Source organism: Massilia jejuensis (genome assembly GCF_042656795.1).
Taxonomy (GTDB): Bacteria; Pseudomonadota; Gammaproteobacteria; order Burkholderiales; family Burkholderiaceae_D; genus Telluria; species Telluria jejuensis.
Genome location: NZ_JBHSMS010000003.1, coordinates 142,816 through 155,454, shown reverse-complemented (window position 1 = coordinate 155,454; position 12,639 = coordinate 142,816). Strand labels below are relative to the sequence as shown.

The following is a 12,639-nucleotide window of genomic DNA, read 5'->3' as shown; positions in this document are numbered from 1 at the left end:
CAACGGCATGGCAAGCTTGTCGAAAATGCCTCAGAATAGCCGGATGGCTTGCGGCGACCTGATCTGTCGCCGCGGCCTTCCCTCGACAACTCCCGGAGATGACCATGACCTTACGCCTCGGCGACACCGCCCCCGACTTCGAGCAGGATTCCACCATCGGCCGCATTCGCTTTCACGAGTGGGCCGGCGATTCCTGGGTCGTGCTGTTTTCGCACCCGGCCGATTTCACGCCGGTATGCACGACCGAACTGGGCCTGACGGCCAAGCTGAAGCCGGAATTCGACAAGCGCAACGTGAAAGCGATCGCGCTCTCGGTCGACCCAGCCGAGCAGCACAAGGACTGGATCCGCGACATCGAGGAAACCCAGCAGACCGTGGTCGGCTTCCCGATCATCGCCGACGCCGATAAATCCGTCTCCACCCTGTACGACATGATCCACCCGGCAATGTCGGCCACGGCCACGGTGCGTTCGCTGTTCGTGATCGACCCGAACAAGAAGATCCGCCTGACCATCACCTATCCGATGAGCACCGGCCGCAACTTCGACGAAGTGCTGCGCGTGCTCGATGCGCTGCAGCTGACGGACGGTTATTCGGTGGCCACGCCGGGCAACTGGAAGGATGGGGACGACGTCATCATTCCATTGACGGTGCAGGACCCGGCGGTGATTGCTGAGAAGTATCCAAAAGGATTCACCGCGCCGCGGCCGTATCTGCGCTTGACCCCGCAGCCGAATAAATAATCACGGAGTGGACCGGGCGGCACCGCTTCCGGTCCACCCCGCGTCGAGCGGGTGATTTTTCGTGTCGCGGCGACCCCCGTCGCCCTGCACGCATAAGCAAATAAGAAACCCATCCTTTGCCCCACGGCTGACCCGGCTTACTCTTGGGCCATGCTGCTTACCTATATCACTGCCGGATTCGGCGTCGGCTTGCTTGTCGGAATGACCGGCGTCGGTGGCGGTTCGCTGATGACGCCGCTCCTGACCCTGCTGTTCGGCGTCTCGCCCACCGTCGCGGTCGGCACCGACCTTGCCTTCGCCTCCATCACCAAGGGCGCCGGCACCATCACCCACCGCCTCAACGGCACCGTCGACTGGGCCATCGTGCGCCGCCTCTGCCTCGGGGCGCTGCCCGCCGCCTTCGTCGCCACGCTCGGCCTGCGCCACTTCGGGGCGCTCGACGCCGGGATCGGCCAGCTCATCCGCTATTCGATCGCCGGTTCGGTCATGCTGACCGTGGTCGCGCTACTGTTTCGCAAGCGCATGCTGGCCTGGATGCACGCCAAGCCTTCGCGCCAGTTGCAGGGCAACAGCCTGGTCACGGCCACCGTGGTCTCGGGCGCGGTCCTGGGCGTACTCGTCACCGTTTCCTCGATCGGCGCCGGCGCCATCGGCGCGACCCTGCTGGTGATGCTGTATCCGAAGCTGACCCCGGCCGAAGTGGCGGGTACCGACATCGCCTACGCCGTGCCGCTGACGGCGATCGCCGCCCTCGGCCACTGGTGGCTCGGCTCGATCGACTGGACGCTGCTGCTGACGCTGCTCATCGGTTCGCTGCCGGGTATCACGCTCGGTTCGATGCTCGCCCGCAAGGTGCCGGAGCGCTTCCTGCGCACCTTGCTGGCCCTGGCGCTGACCGGTGTCGCCGCCAAGCTCATTTACTGACGCGGCCAGCCGGCGCACCAGGCATCCGGGCGCTAATAGCTTAATTCATCTATGCAAATGAAGATTCGTTCGTTTGGTTTATGAGATGACAGTGAGATTATGACGCTCCATTAGAAGAATTTGTAATAAGGACGCCATGAAACTAATTCAGCCGCGCGCGCCGGGCAGGGTGATCCCCGGCTTCGGCTTGTCGCTCGGATTCACGATCTTTTATCTCGCACTGATCGTGCTGATCCCGTTGTCGGCCGTCTTCCTGAAAACCTTCACCATGACCTGGGAAGCCTTCTGGACCGCGGTCACCTCCGAGCGCGTGGTCGCTTCCTACAAGCTCAGCTTCGGCGCCTCGCTGATCGCGGCCAGCCTGAACGTGGTCTTCGGCGGCATCGTCGCCTGGGTGCTGGTGCGCTACAAGTTTCCGGGTAAACGGTTTGTCGACGCCCTGGTCGACCTGCCGTTCGCGCTGCCCACCGCCGTGGCCGGCATCACGCTGACCGCCCTGTATTCGAACAATGGCTGGATCGGCAAATATCTCGAACAGTTCGGCATCAAGGTCGCGTTCACCCCGCTCGGCGTGGTCGTGGCGCTGACCTTCATCGGGCTGCCCTTCGTCGTGCGTACCGTGCAGCCGGTGCTGGAAGAAGCCGAGCGCGAGCTTGAGGAAGCGGCGGCCAGCCTGGGCGCCAGTCCGCTCCAGACGTTCTGGCGCGTGATCCTGCCGACGATCGTGCCGGCCTTGCTGACCGGCTTCGCGCTGGCATTCGCGCGCGCCACCGGCGAATACGGCTCGGTCATCTTCATCGCCGGCAACCTGCCGATGGTGTCCGAGATCACGCCCCTGTTCATCATCACCAAGCTCGAGCAGTACGACTACGCCGGCGCCACCGCGATCGCGGTCGTGATGCTGGTGTTCTCGTTCATCCTGCTCTTGACGATCAACCTGTTGCAGGCCTGGACCCGCAGAAGGGCAGGCAAGAAATGAGCGCCGTGCTGGACAAACCCATTGACGCGGCGGCACCCGCGGTGCGTCGCGTGAAAACCAATGCCTTCGAGCCGAACTGGGTGCGCTGGACCCTGATCGCCATTGCCCTGGCCTTCCTGACCCTGTTCCTGTTCGTGCCGCTGGTGGCCGTCTTCACCGAGGCCTTCAAGAAAGGCTGGGATACCTATGTCGCCGCGATCCTCGATCCGGACGCCGTTTCCGCCATCAAGCTGACCCTGATCGCCGCCGGCATCGCCGTGCCGCTGAACCTGGTCTTCGGCGTCGCCGCCGCCTGGGCCATCGCCAAATTCGAATTCCGCGGCAAGAGCGTGCTGCTCACGCTCATCGACCTGCCGTTCTCGGTCTCGCCGGTGATCGCCGGCCTGATCTACGTGCTGCTGTTCGGCGCCCAGGGCTGGTTCGGCGAGTGGCTGATGGAGCACGACATCAAGATCCTGTTCGCGGTGCCGGGCATCGTGCTGGCCACGGTCTTCATCACTTTCCCGTTCGTGGCGCGCGAACTGATTCCACTGATGCAGCAGCAGGGCACCGAGGAGGAAGAAGCGGCGCTGGTGCTGGGCGCGTCCGGCTGGCAGACCTTCCGCCGCGTGACGCTCCCGAACATCAAGTGGGGCCTGCTGTACGGCGTCATCCTGTGCAATGCGCGCGCGATGGGCGAGTTCGGCGCGGTGTCGGTGGTCTCGGGCCACATCCGCGGCGAAACCAACACCATGCCGCTGCAGGTCGAGATTCTCTACAACGAATACAACTTCACGGCCGCGTTCGCGATCGCATCCCTGCTGGCGCTGCTCGCCCTGGTGACGCTGGCCATCAAGTCCTTTATCGAATGGCGTCTGCACCTGTCCATGCGTGACGACGCCGGTACCACGGAGCGCACGCAATGACGATCGAAGTCCAACACATCCGCAAGCAGTTCGGCCAGTTCACGGCCCTCGACGACGTCTCGCTGCAGTTCCCCAACGGCGAGCTGACCGCCTTGCTCGGCCCCTCCGGCTGCGGCAAGACCACGCTGCTGCGCATCATCGCCGGCCTGGAACATCCGGACTCGGGCGCCGTGCTGCTGGACGGCCAGGATGCCTCCAGCAGCCACGTGCGCGAGCGCCAGGTCGGCTTCGTGTTCCAGCACTACGCGCTGTTCAAGCACATGACGGTGTTCGAGAACGTGGCGTTCGGCCTGCGCGTGCGCCCGCGCAAGGAGCGCCCGAGCGAGCAGCAGATCCGCGACAAGGTCAAGCAGCTGCTCGAACTCGTCCAGCTCGACTGGATCGCCGACCGCTATCCGCCGCAGCTCTCGGGCGGCCAGCGCCAGCGTATCGCGCTGGCGCGCGCCCTGGCCGTCGAGCCGCGCGTGCTGCTGCTCGACGAACCGTTCGGCGCCCTGGACGCCAAGGTGCGCAAGGAATTGCGCCGCTGGCTGCGCCGCCTGCACGACGACCTGCACGTGACCTCGATCTTCGTCACCCACGACCAGGAAGAAGCGCTGGAAGTGGCCGACCAGGTGGTCGTCATGAACAAGGGCCGCGTCGAGCAGCTGGGCACGCCGGAAAGCGTGTACAACGCGCCCGCTTCGCCCTTCGTCTACAGCTTCCTGGGCAACGTCAACCTGTTCCACGGCCGCGTGCACGACGGCGTGCTGGCCAGCGGCGACGCGCTGTTCGACGCGCCCGGCCATGTCGCGGTGCAGAACGCCGACGGCATCGGCTACGTGCGCCCGCACGACCTGGAAGTGGAACGCTACGTGGCGGGCCAGCCGGGCATCGCCGTGAAGCTGCGCCGCGCGCATGCGATCGGCCCGCTGGCCCAGCTCGACCTCGAACGGCTCGATACCGCCCAGCTGATCGAGGCGGTGATTCCCAACGAGCGCTTCGCCGGCCTGGGCCTGAAGGAAGGCGAGACCCTGCTCGTGCGTCCGCGCCAGATCCAGGTCTTCGTCGACGAGGGCGGCGGCATATGAACTTCCAGCAGCTGCGCTCGGTCCGTGAAGCCGCGCGTCGCAATTTCAACCTGACCGATGTCGCCAACGCGCTGTTTACCTCGCAGCCGGGCGTGTCGCGCCAGATCCGCGAACTCGAGGACGAGCTGGGCGTCGTGATCTTCGAGCGCAACGGCAAGCGCCTGACCGGCCTGACCGCGCCCGGCAAGGGCATCCTGAAGATCGTCGAGCGCCTGCTGGTGGAAGCGGAAAACCTGGCGCAGGCGAGCCAGGAATACTCGGCCCAGGACAGCGGCACGCTGACCATTGCCGTTACCCACACCCAGGCGCGCTACGCGCTGCCGCAGGTGGTGCAATCGTTCCGCAATGCGTTTCCGAACGTGCGCATCGCCTTGCAGCAGAGCGCACCGGAGCACATCGCCGAATACGTGCTGTCGGGACGGGCCGACATCGGCATCGCCACCGAAGGCCTGTCGACCTTCCCGGACCTGGTGTCGTTTCCGTGCTACCGCTGGAGCCATGTGGTGGTGGCGCCGGACGGCCACCCGCTGCTGGGCAAACTCCCGCTGCGCCTGGAAGACCTGGCCGAGCATCCCTTGATCACCTACGACGTCGGCTACACCGGCCGCGGCCATATCGACGATGCGTTCGCCGGGGCCGGGCTGGCGCCGGACATGGTCTTGACGGCCATGGATTCGGACGTCATCAAGCAGTATGTGTCGCTCGGGATGGGGGTGGGGATCATCGCCTCGATGGCCTTCGACGATGGCCGCGACAAGGGGCTGCGGGCGATCGAATCGTCGCACCTGTTCGCGCCGAACGTGACGCGCCTGGCGGTGCGGCGCGGGGCCTACCTGCGGGCGTATGCATATCATTTCATCGAGCGCTTCGCGCCGGGCGTGACGCGCTCGGACATCGAGCGCAGTTTGCAGGCGGATGAGGCGGTGGCGATCTAAATGCCCGGCGCGGCGCCGGGCGGCGCCGGCAAGGTCATGCGGCGCCCATTGCACTCATTGCGCTCATCGTGCGCAGCGTACTCATAGCGCGCATCGTGTTTATTGCCCGGGGTTGGTGATGCGCCCGTGGATCGCGTCGATCGCCGCGACCACTTCATCGCCCAACGCGATCTGCGCCGCATCGATGTTCTCCTCGAGCTGCGCCATGGTCGTCGCCCCGATGATGGTCGATCCCACGAACCAGCGCGAATAACACCACGCCAATGCCATCTGCGCCGGCGTGAATCCGTGCGCCCGCGCCAGTTCCGCATATGCGCGCGTGGCCTCCAGCACTTCCGGCCGCACGTAACGCGGACTCCAGTTCGGCGGAAAAATCGTCAGCCGGCCTTGCGCTTTCGGATCGTCCAGGTATTTCGCCGTCAACTGCCCGAAGGCCAGGGGACTGTAGGCCAGCAAGCTGACCTCGCTGCGGAAACAGGTCTCGTCCAGCAGCGAGGTCTCGAACCCGCGCGCCGTCAGGTTATACAGGTTCTGGATCGTGGCAATGCGCGGCAGCCCGCGCAGCTCGGCCTGCTTGACGTATTCGCAGACGCCCCAGCTGCTCTCGTTGGAAATGCCGATCGCGCGGATCTTGCCCGCCCTGACCAGTTCATCCAGCGCCCCCAGCGTCTCCTCGATCGGCACGCTGCTGCGTTCGCGCTTCGGGTCGAAACTGTTGGCGCCGAAAATCGGCAGGTTGCGGCTCGGCCAGTGGACCTGGTACAGGTCGATGTAATCGGTCTGCAGGCGCTCCAGGCTGGCCTCGACCGCGGCGCGGATGTCGGACGCGTCGAGATTGTGCGCAGGGCCGCGGATCCAGCCCATGCTGGCATTCGGGCCGGCGATCTTCGACGCGATGACGACGTCGTCGCGCCTGCCGCGCCTGTGCAGCCAGCTGCCGATGAAGCGCTCGGTCGACCCCTGGGTTTCGGCGCGGCCCATGACCGGATACATTTCCGCCGTATCGATGAAATTGATGCCGCGCTCGATCGCATAGTCGAGCTGGCGGTGCGCGTCGGGTTCCGTGTTCTGCTCGCCGAAGGTCATCGTGCCGAGGCACACCTTCGATACCCGTATATCGCTGCGTCCGAGCCGGTGGCGTTCCATCGTCTGCTTACCCCTTGATGGTTCTGAGCGCCTCGGCGCACTCGCGCACCAGCGACGGGCCGCGGTAGATCAGGCCACTGTAGAGCTGGACCATCCGGGCGCCGGCCTCGATTTTCGCCTGGGCGTCGCTGCCCGACAGGATGCCGCCGACGCCGATGATCGGGATCGCGTCGCCCAGTTCCCGCTTCATCGCGCGGATCACGATGTTCGACAGGTCGAACACGGGCGCGCCCGAGATGCCGCCGGTTTCCATGCCATGCCGGTAGCGCTCGACGTCGCGCCGGTTCAGGGTGGTGTTGGTGGCAATGACGCCATCGATCTTGTGGCGCAGGAGGGCGCCGGCGATGTCGCGGATCTGTTCGGCGTCGATGTCCGGCGCGATCTTCAGCACGAGCGGGACGTAGCGGCCGTAGTCGTCAGCCAGGCGCGTCTGCTCGGCCTTCAGTTGCGCGAGCAGGCTGTCGAGTTCCGAGGCGCCCTGCAACTGGCGCAGGTTCTTCGTGTTCGGCGACGAGATGTTCACCGTGACATAGCTTGCATACGGATACACCTTGCGCAGGCATTCCAGGTAATCGTCGGCGGCGCGCTCGATCGGGGTGTCGGCGTTCTTGCCGATGTTCAGGCCGAGCACGCCCTGCTGTTCCTGGTAGAAGCGCGAAGCCTGGACGTTGGCGACGAACGCGTCGACGCCGCGGTTGTTGAAGCCCATGCGGTTGATGATGCCGCGCGCGGCCGGAATGCGGAACATGCGCGGTTTCGGGTTGCCGGCCTGGGCCCGCGGGGTCACGGTGCCGATTTCGATCGAGCCGAACCCGAGGGCCGCGAGGCCGTCGATATAGGCCCCATCCTTGTCCAGGCCCGCCGCCAGGCCGACCGGGTTGGGGAAGGTGATGCCCATGACGGTGCGCGGGTCCGGCGCCGGCTTCTTGAACATGCCGGCCATGCCGCGCCGGGCGGCGCCGCGCAGGGCGGGCAGGGTCAGGTTGTGGGCAGTTTCCGCCGGCAGCGTAAACAGCAGAGGACGGGCGAGGGTGTAGAGGATTTTATCGGACATGGAGCGCTCGAAAATGGGGTCGCGCCAATTGTACCGTGAGCAGCCTCCTTACCGGTCGAGGATGCCCCAGACGCCGTTGATGCGCGCTTCCAGGGGGCGGAAATTGATTTTATAGGCCATTTTCGGACTTTGCTCGATCCAGTAGCCGAGGTAGACGAAGGGCAGGTCCAGTTCGCGCGCCTGGGCCACCTGCCACATCACGTTGTAGGTGCCGAAGGAGGCGCCCGCCACGTCCGGATCGAAGAAGGTGTACACCGAGGACAAGCCGTCGGACAGGACGTCGATGATCGAGACCATGCGCAGCGTGCCGTCGGGCTCGCGGAATTCGACCAGGCGCGTGTTGACCCGGCTTTGCAGCAGGAACTGGGCGTACTGGTCGCGGCTGTCCTGGTCCATGCCGCCGCCGACGTGGCGCGTGGTCTGGTAGCGCAGGTAGAGCGCGTAGTGCTCGTCCGAGAACGAGAGGTTGGCCACCATGGCGCTGAGCGTCTCGTGGCGCTTCCAGGCGCGGCGCTGGGCGCGGCTGGGCGTGAACGCGGCGCAGCGTACGCGCACCGGGATGCAGGCCTGGCAACCGTCGCAGTACGGGCGGTAGGTAAAAATGCCGCTGCGGCGAAAGCCGTTCTTCACCAGTTCGGAGTACACGTCCGCATTGATCAGGTGCGAAGGGGTGGCCACTTGCGAGCGCGCCTGGCGCGCATCGAGGTAGCTGCACGGGTAGGGTGCGGTCGTGTAGAACTGCAGCGTTGAAAAGGGCAGGTCATTAAGGTGCGTCATGCAGAGCTCTCGGGACGTGATGGGGCTATTCTAACGAAAGCCGGGCCGCGCACAATTCTCTACGTGCTAAACGGTGCGACGGGTTCCCACGGGCCGATGGCCGGCTCGCGTATTGCCGCGCGCAAGTGCTGCAGAAACACTGCCCGTGGAATGGGCGCCGCGCCCAGCGACGCCAGGTGGCCGGTTTCCTGCTGGCAGTCGACCATGCGCACACCGTGCGCGCGCAGGAAGGCCACCAGGTAGGACAGCGCCACCTTCGAGGCGTCCGACACCCGCGCGAACATCGATTCCCCATAGAACATGCGGCCGATGCACACGCCGTAGGCGCCGCCGACCAGTTCGCCATCGAGCCAGACCTCGGCCGAGTGGGCGTAGCCGAGCGCATGCAGGCCGGCATAGCCGGCGATGATGTCTTCGGAGATCCAGGTGCCGGGCCCGTCCTTGCGCGGGGCGGCGCAGGCGCGCATGACGGCGTCGAAATCGCTGTCGAAGCGCACTTGCCAGCGCCCGCCTTCGGTGCGGCTGCGTTCGACGCGGCGCAGGGTTTTCCTGAGGCTGTCGCTGATCTTGAACTCGTCCGTATGCAGGACCATGCGCGGATCGGTGCTCCACCAGAGGATGGGCTGGCCTTCCGAGAACCAGGGAAAGATGCCGTTCTGGTAAGCCAGCAGCAGGCGCCGCGGCGACAGGTCGGCGCCTGCCGCGAGCAGGCCGGGCGCGTCGATCGTCAGCGCCTCGGATACGTCGGGAAACGGCGTATGCGCGTCAAGCCAGGGAATCATGGCGGTTCTCGCCCCTCAGTCAGGTTCGCGTGGAGCAATCATCGGACGCCGGATGTCGTGGCTGTGCACGCCATACGATCTCGACACGCCCTCGCGCATTTTGACGCGGTCGGCAAAGAACAGTTCCAGCGTCGTGCGGATCGTCGGAAACGCCAGGTCGTCCCAGGGAATGTCGCGTTCGGCGAACAGCTGCACCTCGAGACTTTCCTCGCCGGGCGCGAAGTCGAGGTCGAGCAGGCGCGCCAGGTAGAACATGTGGACCTGGTGAACGTGGGCAACATTGAGCAGGGAGAACAGGTTGCCGATCTCGATGTTGGCGCCGGCTTCCTCCTCGGTCTCGCGCACGGCGGCCTCGCTGGTCGTCTCGCCGTTTTCCATGAAGCCGGCGGGCAAGGTCCAATAGCCATGGCGCGGTTCGATGGCGCGGCGGCACAGCAGCACCCGCGGCGTGCCGTCCTCTTCCCAGACCGGGATGGAGCCGATGACCATTTTCGGGTTCTGGTAGTGAATCGTGCCGCACTGCGTACATACATGGCGTGGCCGGTTGTCGCCTTCGGGAATGGCCAGCGCGACCGCATGGCCGCACTCGGAACAAAAGTTCATAGGGATGCATGAGAATGAATATGCGGCTACTTTACACCCGATTCGGGCAACAGTGCCGCGACGCCGGCTCGGCAGCAGGACGTTCGCGCCCTATTGAATCCGTCAATCGTTCATGCGTCCGGCATCAGGTTTGCCTAAACGGCCGAAGCCGCGTATAATTCATTTCACAGACGCGGGGTGGAGCAGTCTGGCAGCTCGTCGGGCTCATAACCCGAAGGTCACAGGTTCAAATCCTGTCCCCGCAACCAGATTCAGAAAAGCCGCAGATTCCTTGACAGGGGTCTGCGGTTTTTTCATGCCCGCTCCCTTTTCCTTGCCGGACTCGACCTGTATCAAGCAGCTTGCGGGTTGACGGCACTAGCCGAACTCGGCGCTGTCGAACAATCAGCTGGCCCCGGCCATGGAAATGTTTCCTTGGCACGCGCCGACACGTCCAACCTTCCATTGACGGGTTCACCATGATTACTGTTGAAGATATCAACGACGCCTGGGGCTGGATGGGCTTGCGGGCGGTCGAGATACTCGGCGCCAACGCCTTCGGCAACCTGATCCTGCGCGACGCCGACGGCACCTACTGGCGCCTGCGCCCGCAAGACCTGTGCTGCGAACCGGTCGCCGAAGACCGCGCCGCCCTCGATGCGCTTTCCTACAACCAGGACTTCCTCAACGACTGGTACATGCCGGAACTGGTCGACCTGGCCGAGTCCACGCTCGGGCCCCTGACCGACGACCGCACCTATTGCCTCAAGATTCCCAGTGCGCTGGGCGGCCATTACGGCAGCGAGAACCTGGCCACCGTGCCCTTGAGCGAACTGATCCGGTTTTCCGGGGAGGGCGCGCAGCAGCTGGAGGGGATGCCGCGCTGGACGTGAGGCCGGCAGCGCCGCTAGCCTGCCGTCCCGGCGAGACTGGCCCACAAATAGGCCGCCGCCATCGTCCGGTGCGGGCTGTACTGCGCCAGCCATGCCTGCGTGCGCGCGTGGTCCGGCTTTTCCGTTTCCCCCAATAAACGTCGCAGCGCCTCGCGCACGGCGACGTCGCCTTCGAGCGAACAGTCGGCATGGCCGTAACCGCGCAGCAGGGTGTAATTCACGGTCCAGGGGCCAATGCCCTTGATTGCCAGGAGGCGCGGGGCGGCGCGCGCCGGATCGTCGTCCTGCGCCAGATGCAGTGCGCCGTCGGCGGCCATGCGCGCCACACGCAACAGGGTCTCGGCCTTGGCGCGCGAGAACTTGCGCGACGTGAGCGTGTCGAGGTCGAGCCGCGCCGCGTCGGCGGCTTCCGGGTAGCACCACAAGCCGCTGCTGTGCGGCCGTCCGGCCTGGGCGATGAAGCTGCGGCGCAGGCCGATGGCAAACGGCAGGTTGATCTGCTGGCCGATGACGGCCCAGGTCAAGGCCTCGAACACGCTGGCGGACTGGACGATGCGCAAGCCCGGCCGGCGCGCCACCAGCGGACCGAACACGGGATCGGCGCGCACGCAGGCATCGAAGGGCGCCGGATCGATGCGCAGCGCCAGGATGCTGCGCAGTGCCTCGTGCACGCATGCCATCGCGGCCGCGTCGAGCGCGCCGTCGGCCTCGATCTGGCAGTGCGCCGCCTGCGGCGCGAGCGTGACGTCCAGCAGCACCGGCACACCGCGCATCAGCACCGCCTTGCGGATGCGCTCGCCGCTGACCTGTTCGGCCAGGCCCGCGCCGTCGCGCGCATGGAAAGCGAGCACGTCGGCGCTGCGGTAATGCGCGGGCAGCGCGACGGTCAGCGCCCGGGTCGTCATGGCCGGCCGGCGGCCGGCGCCGGACGCTTGACGCGCGGCACGAAGCCCGTCACCAGCGCGGTGCCGACCAGCACGATCGCCGCGCCCGCCAGCGTATGCCAGCCCACGGCCTCGCCGAGGAAGAGCGCGCCCCAGAGGATGCCGAACAGGGGATTGAGGAAGGTGACGGTCAGCGCCGAGGTCGGGCCGATGTCGACGATCAGGCGGAAGTAGATCAGGTAGGCGATGCCGCTGCACAGTACGCCCAGCGCCAGCACGGCCGCCCACACGCCCGGGGTCGGGGTGGCGGGCGCCGGAAAGAAGGGCAGGGCCGGCAGCACGAACAGCGCCGCCGCCCACATCGTGCCGTGGGCGTTGGCAAAGGGTTCGACCGTCCTGGCCGTCTTCGCATACAGGCTGGCGATGCTGTAGCACAGGGCCGCCGCCAGCGCCGCCGCCAGCGCCAGGCCGGCGCCCGGCCGGCGCGAGACGTCGTCGAAGCCCACCAGGAGGGCCACGCCAGCCGTGCCCAGCACGAGGCCGATGGCGCCCTTGACCGTGATCGCCTGGCGTGCCCACAGCGCGCCGATCAGCGCCCCCCACATCGGCGCCGTTGCGTTCAGCACCGATAGCACCGACGCGCTCAGGGTGCGTGCGCTGTAGGCGAACAGCAGGAAGGGCAAGGCGGAATTGAAGAAGCCCAGCATCAGGTAATGGCGCCAGTTGGCGCGCAGGTCGAGGCGCTTGCCCAGCAGCAGGCCGACCGCCGCCAGGAACAGCGCGGCGAACAGCACCCGGTACTCGACCAGCACGGCGGGGCCGAGCACGGGCGCGCCGATGCGCATGAACAGGAAGGAGCCGCCCCAGATGGCGGCCAGCAGCAAAAGGCGCAGGAAATTGATTGTGGTCATGTTCGACTCAGCACGCGAGGGCGCATGGTGGCCCGCGGCGCGCGGCCGCGCAAG

General features: G+C 66.1%; 14 protein-coding genes and 1 tRNA gene. 8 read left to right on the top strand and 7 right to left on the bottom strand.

Translation table 11 applies throughout. From position 1 onward, the window contains the following. Positions 1-104: 104 nt before the first annotated feature. The 6 genes from ACFPOU_RS00800 to ACFPOU_RS00775 all read left to right on the top strand — a co-directional run bounded on the left by ACFPOU_RS00800 (position 105) and on the right by ACFPOU_RS00775 (position 5,556). Positions 105-743: a peroxiredoxin gene (locus ACFPOU_RS00800; RefSeq protein WP_379715700.1), complete on the top strand. Its 639-nt coding sequence runs from the start codon at positions 105-107 to the stop codon at positions 741-743. 150 nt (positions 744-893) lie between these two features. Beyond that, a complete protein-coding gene (locus ACFPOU_RS00795; protein ID WP_379715697.1) occupies positions 894-1,667 on the top strand; it encodes a sulfite exporter TauE/SafE family protein in 774 nt (257 codons plus the stop codon). A 136-nt stretch (positions 1,668-1,803) separates the two neighbouring features. Continuing rightward, a complete protein-coding gene (gene cysT / locus ACFPOU_RS00790; protein WP_379715694.1) occupies positions 1,804-2,646 on the top strand; it encodes a sulfate ABC transporter permease subunit CysT in 843 nt (280 codons plus the stop codon). Continuing rightward, positions 2,643-3,551, top strand: a complete 909-nt coding sequence (cysW, locus tag ACFPOU_RS00785) for a sulfate ABC transporter permease subunit CysW (protein WP_379715691.1) — start codon at positions 2,643-2,645, stop codon at positions 3,549-3,551. Before cysT ends, cysW begins: the two co-directional genes overlap by 4 nt. Further along, entirely contained in the window at positions 3,548-4,621 is a 1,074-nt protein-coding gene (locus ACFPOU_RS00780; RefSeq protein WP_379715688.1) for a sulfate/molybdate ABC transporter ATP-binding protein, read from the top strand. Before cysW ends, ACFPOU_RS00780 begins: the two co-directional genes overlap by 4 nt. After that, positions 4,618-5,556, top strand: coding sequence for a CysB family HTH-type transcriptional regulator (locus ACFPOU_RS00775; RefSeq protein ID WP_379715685.1), 939 nt, complete (start codon positions 4,618-4,620; stop codon positions 5,554-5,556). The genes ACFPOU_RS00780 and ACFPOU_RS00775 overlap by 4 nt, the downstream gene beginning before the upstream one ends. A gap of 99 nt (positions 5,557-5,655) precedes the next feature. Here ACFPOU_RS00775 and ACFPOU_RS00770 read toward each other — a convergent pair whose 3' ends face one another. Genes ACFPOU_RS00770 through ACFPOU_RS00750 form a run of 5 tightly spaced genes read right to left on the bottom strand, consistent with a single transcriptional unit; the run spans position 5,656 to position 9,918 of the window. Further along, complete coding sequence (locus ACFPOU_RS00770; protein ID WP_379715682.1) at positions 5,656-6,702, bottom strand: aldo/keto reductase; 1,047 nt, start codon at positions 6,700-6,702, stop codon at positions 5,656-5,658. A gap of 7 nt (positions 6,703-6,709) precedes the next feature. Further along, positions 6,710-7,756 (bottom strand): quinone-dependent dihydroorotate dehydrogenase, encoded by a 1,047-nt coding sequence (locus ACFPOU_RS00765; RefSeq protein ID WP_379715679.1) that lies wholly within the window; start codon positions 7,754-7,756, stop codon positions 6,710-6,712. A gap of 48 nt (positions 7,757-7,804) precedes the next feature. Next, positions 7,805-8,533, bottom strand: a complete 729-nt coding sequence (locus tag ACFPOU_RS00760; protein ID WP_379715676.1) for an arginyltransferase — start codon at positions 8,531-8,533, stop codon at positions 7,805-7,807. Between the two features lie 59 nt (positions 8,534-8,592). Further along, positions 8,593-9,315, bottom strand: a complete 723-nt coding sequence (gene aat / locus ACFPOU_RS00755) for a leucyl/phenylalanyl-tRNA--protein transferase (RefSeq protein ID WP_379715673.1) — start codon at positions 9,313-9,315, stop codon at positions 8,593-8,595. A 15-nt stretch (positions 9,316-9,330) separates the two neighbouring features. Next, on the bottom strand, positions 9,331-9,918 hold the full coding sequence (locus tag ACFPOU_RS00750; protein ID WP_379715670.1) for an NUDIX hydrolase: 588 nt from the start codon (positions 9,916-9,918) through the stop codon (positions 9,331-9,333). Positions 9,919-10,089: 171 nt separating this feature from the next. Here ACFPOU_RS00750 and ACFPOU_RS00745 point away from each other — a divergent pair. Next, positions 10,090-10,166: transfer RNA gene (locus tag ACFPOU_RS00745), tRNA-Met, on the top strand. 210 nt (positions 10,167-10,376) lie between these two features. Further along, entirely contained in the window at positions 10,377-10,790 is a 414-nt protein-coding gene (locus ACFPOU_RS00740) for a T6SS immunity protein Tdi1 domain-containing protein (protein ID WP_379715667.1), read from the top strand. A gap of 14 nt (positions 10,791-10,804) precedes the next feature. On the opposite strand, the gene ACFPOU_RS00735 is transcribed toward ACFPOU_RS00740, so the two are convergent. Together ACFPOU_RS00735 and ACFPOU_RS00730 are read right to left on the bottom strand one after the other, a co-directional pair. Beyond that, positions 10,805-11,695, bottom strand: a complete 891-nt coding sequence (locus ACFPOU_RS00735; protein ID WP_379715664.1) for a DNA-3-methyladenine glycosylase family protein — start codon at positions 11,693-11,695, stop codon at positions 10,805-10,807. Beyond that, the gene (locus ACFPOU_RS00730) at positions 11,692-12,585 is read right to left on the bottom strand and encodes a DMT family transporter (RefSeq protein WP_379715661.1); all 894 of its coding nucleotides are present in this window, start codon (positions 12,583-12,585) and stop codon (positions 11,692-11,694) included. The genes ACFPOU_RS00735 and ACFPOU_RS00730 overlap by 4 nt, the downstream gene beginning before the upstream one ends. Positions 12,586-12,639 lie beyond the last annotated feature (54 nt).